Here is an 18,836-nt window from a genome sequence, read left to right as displayed (position 1 = left end):
TAAATATTGGTAAAATGATAAAAAATAATATAAAAGTTTGTTGGATTCTCTTAGCTCTTACAGTAAATCTATCGGTTTCCAATGGACAAGAAAATTCATCACAGATTCCAAATGCTTCTGGAGATAGTATTATAAATGTAGCCTTCGGAAGTATTAAGAAAAAAGATGTTATTGGAGCGATCTCAAGTATTAATGTTAAGGAACTAATCGAAAAAAGTTTTGGTACATATAGCCTTGATAACTTGCAAAGCTTTATAGGAGGTTACACAGGCAATATCTGGGGACAAAGTCCACTAATACTTGTAGATGGTGTTGAACGCCGTGCATCCGACGTTCGCTTAAACGAGATTGAGACAATATCTATTATTAAAGATGCAAGTAGCCTAGCCCTATACGGTTCCGCTGGCTCTAGAGGAGTTGTATTAATAAAAACAAAACGTGGTGAAATAAAACCATTAGGCGTTGATATTAGGCTCAATACAGGTGTATTTGTTCCAAAAATATATCCATCTTATTTGAATGCATCTGAATACATGACATTGTACAATGAAGCTCTTCGCAACGATGGATTAACAGAAAAATATTCGAATGAAGAAATATACAATACTTCAATTGGAACAAACAAATACAAATATCCTGATCTCAATTTATATTCAGATGAGTACTTGCGTAAATTGAGTTATAAAACTGATTTGACAACAGAAATCAGTGGAGGTAACGATCGTACGACATACTATACCAATATTGGTATGGCGTACAACAATAATATTGTAAAATATGGCGTAGCTAATAAAAACAATGATTTCTCATTAAATATACGTTCCAATGTCGATATGAAATTGACAGACTGGCTAAGAGCATCGACAGATGCTGTTGCTGTGATGACTGATCAATATTATGCACGAGGAGATTTTTGGGGAATGGCAAGTAGTTTTCGTCCTAATAACGACTGGTTTCATCCTATGGTGCCTATCGATATGCTGGATCCTGATAATGAAGAATTACAAATCCTGGTCAAAAACTCTAATAATATAATCGATGGAAAATACTTATTAGGTGGACTTTCTACAATTCAGACCAATCAGTTGTCCCAAATGATAGCTTCTGGTTATATTAAAAACAAACATAGAACTTTCATGTTCAATGTGGGTGCTGAGGCTGATCTAACAGCTATTACACCTGGTTTGAAATTGAAATCCCAGTTTAGTATGGATTATACCTCTAGGTATACTGAAGGCTATACTGTACCTTATGCGACATATCAACCAGAGTGGGTGACTATTGATGGTAAAGACATCATAAAAAGTCTTCAAAAATTCGGTAATGATGGAAACAGTACGAATGAATTCATCGGAACATCATTGTATGATCAAACATTAACATCTATTACCCAACTTGATTACCAAAGGACCTTTAGCGATAAGCACAATGTTAGTGGTAAATTAGTTGGATTTGGTTACATATCGCAGTTTTCAAGTGATCCTGACACAGATGGAGGAAGTCAATATCATCCATACCGAAATACGAACCTAGGAATACATGCAGGCTATAATTACAGTCACAAATATTATTTTAATTTCAATGGAAATATTGTCCATTCTTCTAAACTACCTGAACACAATAGAAAAGGGTTTTCACCTACTGGAACTATTGGATGGAGAGTTAATGAAGAAAACTTTATTAAAGACAATGTTTCTTTTATTAATGATTTAAAATTAACGGGTAGTTACGCTTCATTAAAGCAAGATTTGGATATTAATGGTCATTACTTATACTCAGGAAACTTTGGAAACCAAGATGGTCTGGGAGGATGGTTTACATGGCGAGATGGGGCAAGTGGAGGCTACACAACAATGTCAGGTAGAGGTGCTAACCATGATCTTTCATTTGTAACTCGTGATGAAATTCGAGCTGGATTTGAGTCTTCACTGTTCAACAATAGCTTAATAATAAGTGCAAATTATTTCAAACAAAACATCAAGGGTTTATTATCTAGAGGATCCACATTATTTCCATCGTATTTTACCGGTCAAGGCGATTTTCTACCAAATTTCAACTTTGGTGAAGAAATGCGCAAAGGCTTTGATTTTTCCGTGAATCTTAATCAAAAGATCAATGACTTCTCGTACAATTTAGGTTTTGTAGGAATGATATATAATTCTGAAGTAATACGCAGAGAAGAAAATTATGAATATGCTTATCAAAATCGCGTTAGTAGACCATTAGATGCATACTTCGGATACATAACGGAAGGATTTTTTCAATCTCAGGATGAAATTGACAACCATGCTAGACAAACATTTGGTGGCACCTTAAAACTTGGAGACATCAAATATAGAGATGTCAATGAGGATGGGCTGGTAGATGGAAGAGATCAAGTTGATTTAGGTCATAATGGTTGGGCAGCAAACCCCTTTAGCTATGGTATCAACTTAACACTTAAGTATAAAAATCTAACATTCTTTGCTATGGGATCTGGTATTCATGGTGCCATAGGCTTTAAAAACAATTCCTATTACTGGGTCAGAGGGCTTAACAAATATTCAGATGTTGTATTGGATAGATGGACAGAGCAAACGGCTACCACAGCGACCTACCCACGATTGACAAGTACAAGTAGTGCCAATAATTTTCAAAATTCTACATTTTGGATGTACGACAATAACCGTTTCAACCTAACAAGAGTTCAATTCACTTATGATTTGCGGGAGCAGCTTTTCAAAAACTCTTCAACTATTAAGAAAATGGGGATTTACGTTAATGGTGATAATTTACTTGTCATATCTAAAGAGCGAAAAATGATGGAAACAAATTTTGGTTCGGCTCCTCAAAATCGCTTTTACAATTTAGGTTTAGTTGCATCATTTTAGGAATCATTAAAATTTAGATAACATGAAAATCAAAATATTTATTTTAGGATTGTGTGCCCTTTCTTTCATGAGTTGTAAAAAGTGGTTTGAGCCCGATCCTGAAAATTTAAAATCAGAGGATCAAATGTATAACGATCCACGGTTTGCACAGGGCTTCTTGAATACGACATATAGGACTATTCCAGCTTATTATAACAATAGTGACATAGCAACAGATGATGCTGTAACCAACGTGAGGACAAACGACTACCTACAGGTAGCAACAGGATCCTGGACAGCAAGTTACAACCCAATCAATTTTTGGAACACAGGATATGGATCGCTATTATATTTAAACCTTTTCTTAGCTAATTCTGAAAAAGTAAGTTGGGCAAACGAGCCAGAAGTAGCTAAATTGTTTAATATGCGGCTACGCGGTGAAGCGTTCGGACTTCGTGCGCTGTATATGTATTATTTAGTACGTAATCATGCTGGCTTGTCTAACGGTGGAGAATTACTAGGTGTACCATTGGTAACAGCATATCAAACTTCATCAAGTGACTTCAATATTCCACGTGCTAGTTTTAAGGATTGTATCCAACAAATACTAACAGATTTAGATAGTGCTGAGTTTTACTTACCTATGGAATACAACGATATTAGTAATGCAAATCAAATTCCAGAAAAATTCAGAAGTATCACCACTAATGTAGGTACATACAGTAGAGTGATGGGTACACATAGTCGCCAATTGTTCAATGCACTGATTGCCAAATCATTCAGAGCACGCACAACGTTATTAGCTGCTAGTCCTGCATTTCAACATGCTACTAATACATTCTCATGGGATGCTGCAGCCAATGTAGCCGCAGAGATAATTAACTTTAAAGGAGGTGCAAATGCTTTACCCGCAAATGGTCATACATTCTATAATAATCAAGGTGAAATTGATGGTCTTTCTCAAGGTTTAAACCCTCCTGAAATCATCTGGAGAGAGAACATTCAGACAAATAATGGAGATCAAGAAGCACAGAATCTCCCTCCTAGTCTATTTGGTAATGGATTTATAAATCCAACCCAAAATCTAGTTGATGCATTTCCAATGACTAATGGCTACCCTATCAATCATCCAAGCAGTGGCTTTAATGCGATAACCCCTTATGCAAATAGAGATCCTAGATTGACTCACTATATTGTCTATAATGGAGCTCCTGTTGGAATAAGCAACACAGCCATATTTACGACTAGCGAATCCGGCACAGTGGATGCATTGAATAATAGAGAGACTTCCACAAGAACTGGCTATTATATGAAGAAAAGATTGAGAATGGATGTCAACAGAAATCCAAATAGCACACTGAATAAAAGCCGCTACCTACCACGTATTAGGTATACCGAGATGTACTTAACATACGCTGAAGCAGCCAACGAAGCATGGGGTCCAACAGGTACAGGTCAACACGCCTTCTCAGCATATGATATTATAAAATCAATTCGAAGAAGAGCTGGTATAGGTCTAACGAATAATGATGCCTATTTAGAAGAGTGCAAAATCGATAAAGATAAAATGAGAGAATTAATCAGAAATGAAAGAAGATTAGAATTATCTTTTGAGAGTTTTCGCTTTTGGGACCTGCGACGTTGGAAACTAAATCTTAATGAGACTGCAAATGGCATTGATTTGATCGGCGGAAATTACAGTCAAATAACTGTGGAAACACGCTCATATCAAGATTACATGCTGTACGCTCCTATACCTCAATCAGAGATACTTAAATATAATCTGATTCAGCAAAATCAGGGATGGGAATAATTCAATATTGTATTCACTCAATATTTAAACAAATATGAAAAGTAAAAAATCTATACTAAAACTTCTAGTATTATCTATTATAGCCATGACTTCTTCTTGTAAGAATTCAGAAATAGTTCATCCTGATTTTGACTATCAATCAGTTTATTTTGCAAATCAATATCCTATACGAACCATAGTCTTAGGTGAGGATAATAATTTTGACAATACACTTGATAATGAACGTAAGGTTGAGATAAAAGCTACATTAGGAGGAACTAGGGATAATACAAAAGATATAATAATAAATTACTCTGTTGATAATAATTTATTATCGAATTTATATTTTGCTTCTAATGGACCAAAACTAACACCACTACCAACTAATTTCTACTCATTACTATCACAGGATATAGTAATTCCAAAAGGAGAAATTATGGGCGGTGTACAAGTTCAATTAACAGATGCCTTTTTTAATGATCCATTAGCTATTTCAAATTACTATGTGTTACCGATTAAGATTAATAACGTAAGTAATGCAGACACAGTACTTGAAGATAAGAATTTTGTATTCTACGCTTTAAAGTTTATTAACCCATGGCATGGAAACTACCTACGTAGAGGTATTGATAATATGAGTGGTAGTGTGTCTAGAAATGTCATTCGTCACAAGGCTTTCGTAGAAAATGACGAAGTCAACATATTAAGAACAAAAGCATTAAATCAAGTAGAGTTTCCTGTTCAATTTAGAGATGCAGATAACGGTAATATTTTCAATTGTACATTACTCCTAACATTTAATGAAAACGGGAATTGCACCATTACTTCTTCATCTAATGGATACACAGCAACAGGTACTGGACAATACACAACAAAAAGTGAAAAGAACAGTTGGGGAAACAAAGATCGAAGCGCTTTATACCTAAACTATGAAATTAATTACACAAATATTAATATTGGAAGTGGGGCGAATGCACGTCAAATTAGTGGAAAAATAGTTACCCAAGACACATTAGTTGCTAGAGACCGTGCGGTAGTCCCTGAATATTTCAACCCAGTACAGAAATAATAAATCTAAACAACTATGAAAACAAATATAAAATTTCATAAAAGCTTTACGTTAGCTATTGCAACACTGGGTATTTTAAATTCCTGTGCTGAATTTGAGAATAGAGAGATGTTTGTTGATAAACCTCAAAGTATCATAGATCAAGAAACCAGAGACAGTTATGAAGTATTAAAAAAATATATTGATTACAGTACTCAACCGAACTTTAAACTAGGGGCTGAGATTAATATAGCAGATATACAAAATAACACATTACTCTACAGATTACTAAATACACATTTTAATGAATACAGCATTACATTAGGTGCGCTAAATCATAATACAAATGTATTGACTGACGGAACAATAAATACAGAAGCAATTGACAATGCATTATCCAAAAATGACACTACGCCAAGATTTATTCATGCGGGGCACTTAGTATGGCATGAAAATCAACAGGATGGTTACTTAAATAAATTGATAGCAAATGTAATATTGCCCGGAATTTCTGGTATTGATAATGTTGTTGATTTTGAAAAAGATGCAGTCGGTACATCCTACCCTACTAATGTTAATAACGCAACGGCCAAAGTAGCCCTTGATCCGATCGCGACAGGTAACAGTGGTAAAGTATTACACATTTTGAAAAATCCATCGACAGTCTTCCCTCAATTTAAGATTACGCTTCCAGCGGGTAGAAAATTAGCTTACTATAAAAATGTGACTATCGATTTTAAAGGTGATGGATGTTGTGGATTTTATGGTTCTGGAATGCGAATGGCCATTACAGAAAATTACGGCAATCCCAATTTGACGGGTTACGGATCTCCGCAAAGTTTTGGCATTCCAATTAATGCTTGGGGAAGAGGAATGATGATTTTGCCGATAGCAAATCTCAATTTGACCCCTGCACAAAAAGAGTTAAATACATTTGTCTTAACTATTGGTTCTCAAACAGGTGCACCTGACTACATGATTGACAATATAAAAATGAATTGGGAAATCCCAGGTCAAACAATCGTAAAAACACCAGAAGAGAAAAAAGAAATTATTACCAATGAAATGGACAAATGGTTAAAATCGATTGGAGAAACTGGCAAAAATAGAATTAATTCATGGAGTGTTGTATACCAGCCTATGGACAATAATAACCCTTCACTATTAAGAGGAAATCCATCTGGAGCAGCCTTGCCTGCAAATACATTTTATTGGCAGGACTTTCTAGGTAAAGATTATGCTGCGATTGCCATTAATAAGATTAAACAATATTCAAATCAATCAGACAAAATTTATATAACTGAAACTAATTTGGATGAATATCCTGATAAAATAGATGGTCTGAAAGATTTTATTGCCTATACAGAACAAAAAGGTGCCAAAGTAGACGGAATTGCTACAGAATTTGCATTAAGCTTTGATTCTGACAAATCAAAAGTAGAAAATGCATTATCAAAATTGGCTAGTACAGGAAAACTTATAAAAATTTCTGCATTAGACATTGGTATTGGTGTCAATATAACTTCTGCAACACCTTCATTCTATGTTCAACAGGCTGAAATGTACAAATGGTTTGTAAAAGTTTATAATTCAAATATTCCAGCTAATCAAAGAGGTGGTATTACGTTTAGAAGTCCCGTAGATCAATTAACATCGTCTACATGGAGACCAAACGAACCTATAGGTATATTTACAAATAGGAATGGATACCAAAGAAAACCAGCATATATTGGCGTAATTGAAGCCTTCCAAAATAAATAAAAACACCATTTTACTATATTATAATAGGGTTCGATTTTCTTTATTCGAACCCTATTTGCATTTCTAATTATTCATAAAATAAATCATATATTATGCCTATTCTGTAATATTATGATGCTACAAAATTACTTGTAGTACATCACTGAATTGAAAAATATTTTTTTATTTCCGACCAATCTTAAAAAAAGGTAAAACCATATAAACCTCCTAATGATATGCTTTTAGACATTATTATCATTCATTTTGACATTCTTACTCTCTCTTAAAACCAACATATCATATTTTTGATATAACAATTATAAACTACAAGGAGAGGTGAAATTCTTTTCATTATACATGAAGTAAGCCTTCTGTGCATTAATAAATGCAATTACACGGAAGTTTATAATTCTATATAGCCATTATAATAACTTATACTTATGAAAAACAAACATGGACCTTGTGTTCTATGTGGTGCACCTTCACTCTGACTATAACAGAGTAGTGGAAACCAGTAGAGAATAATAGAACTTATCTATAATTAATAACCAATTAATTTTAAACTTAAAGAATGCTATGATGATAACATCTACCATCTCGCTCATTATGCATTGGAGGAGTTTTTTAGGAAAAATAATTTCCTACTTATTTATCTTCCTTCTACTATTGAGTATTTCTGTCACGAGTTGGGCGCAAAGCACTAAAAGAGTCCAAGGAACTGTGCTAGATCAGAACAATGGAGCCGTTAGTGGGGCTTCAATTTTAGTCAAAGGATCTAATGTTCAAGTCATCACAGATGACGGTGGAAAATTTTCCATTCAAGTGTCCCAAAACAATAACATCCTAGTTATAAGAAAGGTTGGCCACGAAACAGTGGAAGTAAATGTACAAAACCAAACAAATATTGAAGTACTTCTGAAATCAATTGAAATTGAAATCGAAGAAACAGTTGTTGTTGGATATGGAACACAGAAAAAAGAAACAGTTGTCGGCGCTGTAGCGCAAACATCTGGAAAAGTTTTAGAACGTGCAGGAGGTGTCTCAAGTGTAGGTGCTGCTTTGACAGGTAATGTACCAGGGGTAGTTACAACTGCTAGTTCTGGTATGCCCGGAGAAGAAGATCCTCGTATTGTAATCCGTGGTCGCAGTACATGGAACAATACCGAACCCTTGATTATGGTGGATGGTGTAGAACGTCCGATGTCAAGCGTTGATATTGGTTCAATTGAAACAGTTTCTGTATTAAAAGATGCTTCTGCCACCGCAATTTATGGTGTACGTGGTGCAAATGGTGTAATCCTCATTACAACCAAAAGAGGTCGCGAAGGAAGAGCTTCAGTGCGCGGTACAGTTAACAATATTGTAAAGACAGTATCTCAATTGCCTGGTAAAATGGATTCTTATGATGCGATGATGTTACGTAATCGAGCAATTGAAGCCGAATTAGCCTTATCACCAGACAGTTGGTCATATTATCAGCCACAAAACATAATTGACAAATATCGCTTCCCGGCGAATATTGAAGAAAAAGAACGTTATGTAAATACCAACTGGGCCGAAGAATTATTCAAAGGATATGCTCTCTCACAGAATAGTAATGTTAACATCGCAGGAGGTACAGACAAAGTGAAATATTTTGCTAGTGCAGATTATTTATATGAAGGAGATATGTTCCGCCTAAATGATAATAATCGTGGATATGACGCAGGTTACAATTTTAACCGTATAAACGTCAGATCTAATCTTGATTTTCAATTAACACCTACTACAAAATTCTCTACAAACTTAGCCGGTTCTCATGGCACACGTAAAAGTCCTTGGGGTGGTGGTAACCAATATTCGTACTGGATTGCAGCCTATACAGTTGCTCCTGATGTAATTTACCCACGTTATTCGGATGGCACATGGGGTTTTTATCCACCTGATACGCAAGCGGGTATCAACTCAGCTCAAGTATTAGCACTTTCAGGTGTAGAACTAACTACTACCAATCGCATTACCTCTGACTTCATGTTGGAACAGAAACTTGACATGTTTGTGAATGGATTGACTGCTAGAGGAACATTATCCTTAGATAATACATTCGTAGAAGCTGGTAGAGGTGTAAATGATTTATATAACAATGCGCAATCGAAATGGATTGATCCAACGACTGGTTTGGCTACATACGGTCAAAATATTGACGGAAGTCGTTTTGAATTTGCGGAAGGTATTAACTGGGCACAGCAATCTGGTTCTGTAAATAATGGCCAGACCTATCGCCGAATATTTTACCAAATGCAGTTGGATTATAACAAAAAAATTGCTGAACACCACAACTTCACTGCCATGGGATTATTCAATCGTAATGAATATGCAACAGGAAGTATGCAGCCTTACTTTCGCGAAGACTGGGTATTCCGTACGACATACAATTTCAAGAATAAGTATATGATTGAGTACAATGGAGCGTATACAGGTTCGGAAAAGTTTGCTCCAGAATATCGTTTTGGATTCTTTAATTCGGGGGGTATAGGTTGGTTAGTGTCTGAGGAGAACTTTCTTAAAGGCAATTCGGTATTAAATATGCTAAAACTGAGAGCATCCTTAGGTGATATTGGTGATGACAACGTCGCTGGAAGATGGCTCTATTTGACGCAGTGGGCAATGGGTGGCAACTCCCATATGGGTGTTATTGGTGAATCGCCAGAAAGAAGCTCTTACGTATGGTTCAAAGAGAATGTATTAGGCAATCCAAATGTACGTTGGGAGAAAGTAAGAAAATTGAATTTCGGAGCTGATTTTGGGCTTTTCAATAATTTGTTAACGGGGCAAGTAAATATTTTCAAAGATAAAAGAACCGATGTACTTATTCCTGGTAGTGGTCGTGCAATTCCTGATTATTTTGGTGTGGCTGCTCCCGTTGCCAATTTGGGGATTGTAGAAAACCAAGGATATGAGGTAGAAATAAAAGCCAATAAATCTTTAAACCAGGATTGGAGACTATGGGGGGATTTGAATTTCACCCATGCTAAAGACAAAGTAATTGAAGGGGACAGTCCTATGCTATTACCTGAATACCAAAAAATTGAAGATAAACAAATTAGCCAAACGTATACGCATGTAAGCGCTGGCTATTACAATACTTGGGATGAATTATATTCCAGCACACCACATGATAACAACGATGCAACAAAAATCCCAGGAAACTATCACATTGTAGATTTTAATGGCGATGGTATAATAGATACTAAGGATAATATACCTTATGCATTTCCTTCCGTTCCGCAAAACACGTATAACCTTACTTTAGGTTTTGATTTCAAAAACTTCAGTCTAATGACACAGTGGTATGGGGTTAACAATGTAACTCGACAAGTAGTATTTGATAGCTTTGGACGTCAACGTAATTTGGCTTATGAGGAAGGGAGCTATTGGTCTCGTGACAATACCAATGCAGATGTTCCTATGCCACGTTGGTTATCCATCGCAAGCAGCTATTCTCCTGCGGATAGATTTATGCATGACGGATCCTACGTACGTCTAAAAACTGCAGAATTAGCATACAATCTAACTACTGAGCACAATTTCATCCGCAGAATGGGTCTACAGCATATACGTGTATTCTTAAATGGTCATAACCTCTTGTTTTGGTCAAAAATGCCAGATGATAGGGAGTCAAATTATGCGGGCACAGGATGGGCTTCACAAGGAGCATACCCTACTGTAAAGCGTTTTAATTTGGGTGCTAACATTACATTCTAATCGCAATTATTATGAAATATTCTAAATATATAAAAATCCTTATTTCCTGTGGTATTCTGGGCACTACCGCTCTCGTATCATGCGAGAAATATTTAGACAAAGAAGAAGAATCTATATTATCTCCAGATGATGCTTTCAAAAATTTCGTGAATTTCCAAGGGTATACAGAAGAGCTCTACCATTGTGTTGTAAATTTCAGTAATAATTACTGGACAAATTCATGGAACTGGGGGGAAGATGAAATCACTACAACAGCTGGAGATTATCACTTTATCCACAAGATTGACAATGGAAACTTTTGGGGATGGCAATCGCAACACGATGGATGGGGATCTGGATGGATGGAGCAGGGTGACTTTAGCTCCACTATGGGAGGTGATCGTGCCAGCAAAGATCTATGGAATGCCGCTTGGTTTGGTCTGCGTAAGATTAGTATTGCTCTAGAAAACATGGACAAAATGACCGAGGCTACGCAAGAAGAACGTGACCTTATTAAAGGTCAGTTATTATTTTTTAGAGGCTGGTTTCACCACCGTTTAATGGAGTATTTTGGTGGAATGCCATATATTAATTATGCATTACCCAGCGATGAAAAATTGACATTGCCTCGTCTTAATTATCACGAGTGCGCAGACTTAGCAGCAGCAGATTTTCGGGAAGCAGCTGATTTACTACCCATCAATTGGGACAATACTGCTGCTGGCAGACGCACACTTGGTAAAAACCAATTGCGTATCAACAAAATCATGGCTCTTGCTTACCTAGGAAAGAATTACCTATGGGCAGGAAGTCCTTTAATGAACCAAACAGTAACGGGTAATAGTAATTATCATGCGGACTATTGTAAAAAAGCAGCTGAAGCTTTCGGTGAATTGCTTTCACTAACCGAAAGTGGACAAACTCCATATCAATTAGTAACCTTTGATAAATACTATACTAATTTCTATACCACAAGTGAAAACTGGGCTTTACCAGGCGGTACGGAAGCTATTTTTAGAGGTCCATACAATGCTGCCAATCAAACACATTATGGCTTAAGTAAGCAATATTTCCCACAATTAATTTCTGACGGTGATGCTATAAAATTCAATCCTACGGCGAACTATATACATGCTAACTACGGTATGGCAAATGGTTTACCTATAAAAGATATCACTAAAACCGACCCAGAATCTGGATATGACCCTAATTACCCATGGAAAGGAAGAGATCCTAGATTTTATAACGATATACTTTTTGACGGTGTAAAAGTGATTAGAGGTACAATTACCAATGTTGATGTAACTGAAGATCAAGCGAGATATGCGCAACTATACACAGGTGGAACCTATAGAAATATTCAAAATGGAAGCCGTACAGGATATACATTACGCAAATTCATTCCTTTGTCGACTAATAAATTTGATAGAGCTTATGATTGGGGAACCAATATGCACATTTACATACCATATATGCGATTAGCAGATGTCTACTTAATGTATGCTGAGGCGGCGTTAATGGGAAATAATAGTATCAGTGGTAAATCATCTAACTTTTCAAAAACAGCATTGGATGCGGTAAATGTCATTCGTGAGCGTGCTGATGTATCTCCTATACATCAAAACTTCCAAGTCTCAGTAAATGCTTTCTTGGGTGAATTGAGACGTGAACGTGCTGTGGAATTAGCCTACGAAGGACATCGTTTTAATGACCTCAGAAGATGGTTATTATTAATCGAAAGACCATATACCCTAAAAACATCAGTAGAATTTGATCGTGTAGGTGCATTTGATCCTGAAGATCCAACGAAAAATCGTATTGTGAATATACGTGAAAATGTAATCTTGGAACGTAAACTTTCAGCAAAACATTATTGGTTGCCTTTAAAAGTAAATGATGTGAGTTTATATCCTGAATTTTATCAGAATCCAGGTTGGTAATCTATATATGATCAATTCATTAAATTATGAAGACAATGAAGTATAAAAACCTAAAACTAGCAATGTGCTTAAGTGCGGTTACTTTCTTGGGAAACCAAACCTCGAATGCCCACTTAATAACACATTCGCCAAATCATATATCTTATTTACATAGCGGACAATTACAAGATAGCTCTTTATCAGATAGTACTGATCTCATACAGGTAGCTTTCCGTAAAGTAAAAAGACAAGATTTAATGGGCGAAGTAAACGCTGTTAATCTTAATAACCTTTTAAATAAAAATTATACCACCTACAGTTTGGATAATCTAGATGCTTTGATTTCCGGATACAATGGAAACATATGGGGGACAGGAGGTTACCTATTACTGATTGATGGATTTCCAAGAGATGCCAATAATGTAATGCCTACGGAGATCGAACAAATCTCGGTAATGAAAGGCATAAACGCAGTAGCATTATACGGTAGTAGAGCATCTAAAGGTGTAATTTACATTACAACTAAGCGTGGAACTTCGGACAACCAAAAAATTAACATCCGTACGAATGCGGGTATCAATACTCCAATTAGTTACCCTAAATATTTGGGATCTGCAGAATATATGACGCTTTATAATGAGGCGCGTAGAAATGATGGATTGCCAAATCTATATAGCGAAAAGTCTATATACCATCATGCAGCAGGAATAAACCCATATCGCTATCCTAATGTTGATTATTTTTCATCTGATTACATCAAAAATAGCTTCAATAGATATGATGCTACAGCTGAAGTTTCTGGAGGTAGCGATAGAACCAAATACTATACGAATTTTGGGTATTGGTCAGCGGGATCGTTATTAAATTTTGGAGAAGCAAGAGAAAATAATACTTCTAATAGATTTAATATGCGCGGTAATATTGATGTGAAACTCAACAATATTATGTCACTAAATGTGAATGCAGCAGCGAGCTTCTATACACAAAAAGGCGTAAACACCGATTATTGGGCAGCATCTGCAACGGGAAGACCGCATCGCTTTTCCCCTCTTATTCCCATCAATATGCTGGAAGAAAGTGATGAAAATTCGTGGATATATGTAAATAACAGTAACTTCTTGGTAAATGGACAATATCTATTAGGAGGAAGTCAACTGGATCAATCTAATGCTTTTGCAAGTATTTATTCTGGAGGGAACAGCCGACACATGAATAGACAATTTCAATTCAATACGGGATTAGATTTTGATTTGAAAGGTATTACAGAAGGTTTGTCCTTTGAGACTGCATTAGCAATTGATTACCAAAATCAATACAACCAATCCTACAATAATACATATGCTGTTTACCAAGCTGGGTGGAACAATTACAATGGCGAAGATTTGATAAGTGGCTTAACAAAGTATGGTGAGGATCGTAGAAGTGGTGTTCAGAATATTGGTGGTAGCTCTTATCGTCAAACATTAGGATTTACTGCTCAACTGAACTATTTCCGTACATATAATGACAACCATAACGTATCAGCAATCTTACTTGCCAATGCTTTCCAAATTGGTAGATCAGCAGATTACCATAAGCAAAGTAATGCGAACTTAGGCTTACATATAGGTTATAATTTTGCAAACAAATATTACGTTGATTTTAGCGGTGCTTTGCCTCATTCAGCAAAATTGCCAGAGGGTAAACGAAAGGCTTTCTCCCCTACGCTCTCTTTAGCGTGGCGATTAAGTGAAGAAGAATTTATGAAAGGAGGCATTTTCTCTGACCTTAGACTAAAAGCTTCTGCCGGTATAGTAAATACGGATTTAGATATAGAACAATTCTATATGTACCAAGGCTATTATACTTTTAACAACGCGGCTTGGTATAGCTGGAGAGATGGTGAATTAATAAGAACTTTTGATCGTTTCCGTGGCGAAAATATGAATATGCGCTATCCGCAAAGACGAGAATTTAATTTTGGCTTTGAAGCAAGTATGTTTAATAACTTAATTAGCTACAATGCATCTTATTTCTACAACCAAATGAATGGACTTTTAGTACAACCAAGTACCTTATATCCGATGTATTTTATGTCATATTGGCCAGTTTATTCAGATATGCCTTTTGTAAATTATAATATCGATGAGCGTAAAGGAGTAGACTTTGGATTGAACATCAATAAATCGTTCAATAATAGCAGTATATCCTTTGGTGTTACTGGATTGTATTACGATACAAAAGCTTCGAAACGTGACGAATTATATGAATTCGACTATCAAAACCGCACAGGAAAACCATTAGATGCCATGTGGGGGCTTCAAAGCAATGGATTCTATAATGATCAAGCTGATATAGAAACGTCGGCTGTAAGTACTTTTGGAGAAGTAAGACCTGGAGACATTAAATACATAGATCAAAACGGCGATGGTACAATTGATAATCGCGATGAAGTCTATTTAGGTAAAGGTGGATGGGCTGGTGCGCCATTCTCGTTAGGTTTCAATTTGACTGCAAAATGGAAAAACTTAACACTATTTGCAGTAGCGACAAGTCGTCATGGATCTTACGCGATGCGTAATAATTCTTATTTCTGGGTAGATGGTGAAGATAAATACTCTATTACAGTACGCGATCGATGGACACCTGAGACGAGTTCAACGGCCACTTATCCAAGGCTTACAACTAATAATAGTGACAATAACTTTAGAAGTTCAGATTTCTGGATGTATAAAACCAATCGTTTCGATTTAAGCAAAGTGCAGATATCCTATGATTTTCCAAAATCAATTTTAGGAAAAGGAATTGTTAAAGAATTGGGAACATATGTAAACGGCTTTAACCTGTTGACATTGGCGCAAGAAAAAGAGACCATGCAACTATCGGTTGGCTCTGCACCACAGTCCAGATTTTTCAACTTTGGCGTTAAGGCTTTATTCTAGGACAAGACTAAAAGATAAGACATGAAAAAATTACTATTCATATTAGGTGTTACATCGACTATCACATTCACGTCTTGTGAAGATATGTTTACACCTGCTATTGAGAATATTCTAGACATTGAGACCGCATACGAAAGACCATTGTATGCACAAGGTTTATTACTCAATGGTTATAATCGCGTACCTACAAACAGTTGGTCTTTCAATGATGTAGCAACAGATGATGCGGTAACAAACGATCGTGCCAGCAACTTTTTAAAAATCGCAACGGGTCAATGGACCGCCATGAATAATCCATTAGAGCAATGGCGAAATAGTCGATCGGCAATTCAATATTTAAATAATTTCCTATCGATCAATGACAAAGTAGCTTGGGCTTCATCGCCCGCCGTTACTACAATGTTCAACGATCGAATGAAAGGAGAAGCACATGGATTACGTGCGTTGTTTATGTATCATCTACTGCAAACTCATGGTGGAAAAACGAGTAGTGGCGAAATATTGGGTATTCCAATCGTATTAGAACATGAGACATTGGATTCCGATTTTAATAAACCTAGAGCAACTTTCGAGGAATCATTACAGCAGATCTATTCGGATTTACAGAAAGCGGAAGAATATTTACCGTTAGATTTTGAGGATATTACTAATGCATCTCAAATTCCAACAAAATATCAATCTTTAAACATCACATTGACGGATTATAATCGTGTATTCGGTGAACATTTTAGATTGCGTATTTCAAAACGCATTACACAAGCTATTCGCGCAAAAGTAGCATTACTAGCTGCAAGTCCCGCGTTTAATTCGGGCAATGCAGCAAAATGGGAGGAAGCAGCAAATTTTGCAGGATTGGTTATTCAACAAAAAGGTGGAGCAACAGGCATTGATGCACAGGGTGCCTTATTCTATCAATCGGGTAGTGTCAATCAAATGACCGAAGGTAAAAATACGTCTGAAATACTATGGCGTGTAGACAGAGGTGATGTATCTTCTTCATTAGAAGCGGATCACTTTCCCCCTACACTTTTTGGACGTGGACGTATTAACCCAACGCAGAATTTAGTAGAAGCATTTCCGATGTCAAATGGTTACCCTATTCATGCTGAAAACAGTGGATTTAATACAAACAATCCTTATGAAAATCGTGATCCAAGATTGAAAAACTACATTCTAGTCAATGGTGGTACTGCAGGTGTAAATAATACAGCAATTAATACTGCATTGAATAGTCCTACTAATGATGGGTTAAATAAAGTCGAAACATCTACACGTACAGGTTTTTACATGCGTAAACTATTGCGTCAAGATGTCAATCTTAACCCATCATCTGTATCTGGTCAATATCATATCACACCTCGCCTGCGTATGACCGAAATTTATTTAGCTTATGCAGAAGCCGCTAATGAAGCTTGGGGACCAACAGGAAGAGGTTCATTCACTTTTTCAGCGTATGATATCATCAAAGCTATTCGAATGCGCGCAGGTGTAGGTACTACTAACGGAGACCCATATTTAGAACAAGTAAAAAATGACAAAGATCAAATGCGTCAACTAATTCGTAATGAACGAAGGTTAGAGCTATGCTTTGAAGGGTTTAGATTCTGGGATCTTCGTAGATGGAATGAAAACTTCACTCTCCCTGCACAAGGCATTAGTATAGAAAACAATACGCATAATATTATCACAGTAGAAAACAGAGTATTTGAACCATATATGCAGTACGGACCCATTCCATATAGTGAAATATTGAAGTATTCTAATCTTCAACAAAATAATGGCTGGTAACATTTTCAACATTGAACATATGAAAAGAAAACATATATTTTCAGCTATACTTCTTATAGCTTTAAGCTCTTGTAAAAATCAAGAGTGGGAATTTCCTGATTATGAATATCAGACGGTCTATTTCGCTTACCAATATCCTATACGCACGATTACAATGGGCGAAGATATATTTGACACAAGTTTAGACAATCAAGGAAAGATTAATGTAATGGCTACCACAGGTGGCGTATATAGCTCAAAAGAAGAGGTAAAAGTTGATTTCGTAGTAGATAATGCAATGACACAAAATATGGTATATAGCTCAGGAGGAACTGATATCGTTCCTTTGCCAGCCAATTACTATACATTAGCATCAAATCAAATGATAATTCCAATGGGAAAACCTGCAGGAGGTGTAGAAGTCCAATTTACAGATGCATTTTTCGCCGATCCTAAATCCATTAGCACTACTTATGTATTACCCCTACGTATTACAAGCGTAACCAATGCAGATTCTGTTCTCTCAGGAGTACCTAAGATTGGAAGTCTCCAACGTAGAGCGGTAGCAGATGATTGGGATGTGCAACCAAAAGATTACACTTTCTACGCTGTTAAATATGTCAATACATGGCATGGTAATTACCTAAGAAGGGGGCAAGATGTTATTGTTGGAAAAAACAATAATACATCATTGAACAAAACTCAAAACAGAAGAAATGCATATGTGGAGAAAGATGAAGTTAAAAACATAATAACTGCATCTCGTCAAAATGCGAAACTACCCTTAACTTTTAAAGATGTAGATGGTACGAATATAAATATCGAATTAGTACTAGCTTTCGATAATAATAACAATTGCACAATTAGCTCTGGTTCCTCCGGTGTGACGGCTACAGGAAGAGGAACTTTTGTAAAAAAAGGAGAAAAAAATAGTTGGGGTAATACAGATAGAGATGGTTTGTATCTCGAATACCAGATTGAAATGTCTCAAATGAGCGTATCCACAAAAGATACCTTGGTGATGCGGGATAGAGGTGTGAAAATGGAAACATTCACTGTAGCACTGAAACCTTAAAA

The 18,836-nt window shown here is 36.2% G+C and carries 9 protein-coding genes; all 9 read left to right on the top strand.

All coding sequences use genetic code 11. The features are described 5' to 3' along the window. Positions 1 to 14 precede the first annotated feature (14 nt). The 9 genes from IPZ78_RS05575 to IPZ78_RS05535 all read left to right on the top strand — a co-directional run bounded on the left by IPZ78_RS05575 (position 15) and on the right by IPZ78_RS05535 (position 18,834). Positions 15 to 2,870 carry a SusC/RagA family TonB-linked outer membrane protein gene (locus tag IPZ78_RS05575; protein ID WP_225552007.1) on the top strand — a complete coding sequence of 952 codons (2,856 nt, stop codon included), beginning with the start codon at positions 15 to 17 and terminating at the stop codon, positions 2,868 to 2,870. 22 nt (positions 2,871 to 2,892) lie between these two features. Then, a complete protein-coding gene (locus tag IPZ78_RS05570; protein WP_225552006.1) occupies positions 2,893 to 4,662 on the top strand; it encodes a RagB/SusD family nutrient uptake outer membrane protein in 1,770 nt (589 codons plus the stop codon). Positions 4,663 to 4,696: 34 nt separating this feature from the next. Beyond that, positions 4,697 to 5,710, top strand: a complete 1,014-nt coding sequence (locus IPZ78_RS05565) for a DUF5627 domain-containing protein (protein ID WP_225552005.1) — start codon at positions 4,697 to 4,699, stop codon at positions 5,708 to 5,710. Positions 5,711 to 5,725: 15 nt separating this feature from the next. Further along, the gene (locus tag IPZ78_RS05560; protein ID WP_225552004.1) at positions 5,726 to 7,450 is read left to right on the top strand and encodes an endo-1,4-beta-xylanase; all 1,725 of its coding nucleotides are present in this window, start codon (positions 5,726 to 5,728) and stop codon (positions 7,448 to 7,450) included. A gap of 555 nt (positions 7,451 to 8,005) precedes the next feature. Beyond that, positions 8,006 to 11,173, top strand: coding sequence for a SusC/RagA family TonB-linked outer membrane protein (locus IPZ78_RS05555; protein WP_225552003.1), 3,168 nt, complete (start codon positions 8,006 to 8,008; stop codon positions 11,171 to 11,173). Between the two features lie 11 nt (positions 11,174 to 11,184). After that, the gene (locus IPZ78_RS05550; RefSeq protein WP_225552002.1) at positions 11,185 to 13,092 is read left to right on the top strand and encodes a RagB/SusD family nutrient uptake outer membrane protein; all 1,908 of its coding nucleotides are present in this window, start codon (positions 11,185 to 11,187) and stop codon (positions 13,090 to 13,092) included. Positions 13,093 to 13,118: 26 nt separating this feature from the next. Beyond that, on the top strand, positions 13,119 to 15,992 hold the full coding sequence (locus tag IPZ78_RS05545) for a SusC/RagA family TonB-linked outer membrane protein (RefSeq protein WP_225552001.1): 2,874 nt from the start codon (positions 13,119 to 13,121) through the stop codon (positions 15,990 to 15,992). Between the two features lie 21 nt (positions 15,993 to 16,013). Next, the gene (locus IPZ78_RS05540; protein WP_225552000.1) at positions 16,014 to 17,780 is read left to right on the top strand and encodes a RagB/SusD family nutrient uptake outer membrane protein; all 1,767 of its coding nucleotides are present in this window, start codon (positions 16,014 to 16,016) and stop codon (positions 17,778 to 17,780) included. A gap of 19 nt (positions 17,781 to 17,799) precedes the next feature. Then, positions 17,800 to 18,834, top strand: coding sequence for a DUF5627 domain-containing protein (locus IPZ78_RS05535; RefSeq protein WP_225551999.1), 1,035 nt, complete (start codon positions 17,800 to 17,802; stop codon positions 18,832 to 18,834). Positions 18,835 to 18,836 lie beyond the last annotated feature (2 nt).

It is taken from the genome of Sphingobacterium bovistauri (assembly GCF_020295405.1).
Taxonomy (GTDB): domain Bacteria; phylum Bacteroidota; class Bacteroidia; order Sphingobacteriales; family Sphingobacteriaceae; genus Sphingobacterium; species Sphingobacterium bovistauri.
The sequence above is the reverse complement of the archived record's forward strand: the minus strand, read 5'-3'. Positions and strand labels throughout refer to the sequence as shown.

Coding starts and splice junctions, on each gene's coding strand:
- IPZ78_RS05545 (WP_225552001.1), top strand. CDS start 13,119: ATGAAGACAATGAAGTATAAAAACCTAAAACTAGCAATGTGCTTAAGT.
- IPZ78_RS05550 (WP_225552002.1), top strand. CDS start 11,185: ATGAAATATTCTAAATATATAAAAATCCTTATTTCCTGTGGTATTCTG.
- IPZ78_RS05535 (WP_225551999.1), top strand. CDS start 17,800: ATGAAAAGAAAACATATATTTTCAGCTATACTTCTTATAGCTTTAAGC.
- IPZ78_RS05540 (WP_225552000.1), top strand. CDS start 16,014: ATGAAAAAATTACTATTCATATTAGGTGTTACATCGACTATCACATTC.
- IPZ78_RS05575 (WP_225552007.1), top strand. CDS start 15: ATGATAAAAAATAATATAAAAGTTTGTTGGATTCTCTTAGCTCTTACA.
- IPZ78_RS05555 (WP_225552003.1), top strand. CDS start 8,006: ATGATGATAACATCTACCATCTCGCTCATTATGCATTGGAGGAGTTTT.
- IPZ78_RS05570 (WP_225552006.1), top strand. CDS start 2,893: ATGAAAATCAAAATATTTATTTTAGGATTGTGTGCCCTTTCTTTCATG.
- IPZ78_RS05560 (WP_225552004.1), top strand. CDS start 5,726: ATGAAAACAAATATAAAATTTCATAAAAGCTTTACGTTAGCTATTGCA.
- IPZ78_RS05565 (WP_225552005.1), top strand. CDS start 4,697: ATGAAAAGTAAAAAATCTATACTAAAACTTCTAGTATTATCTATTATA.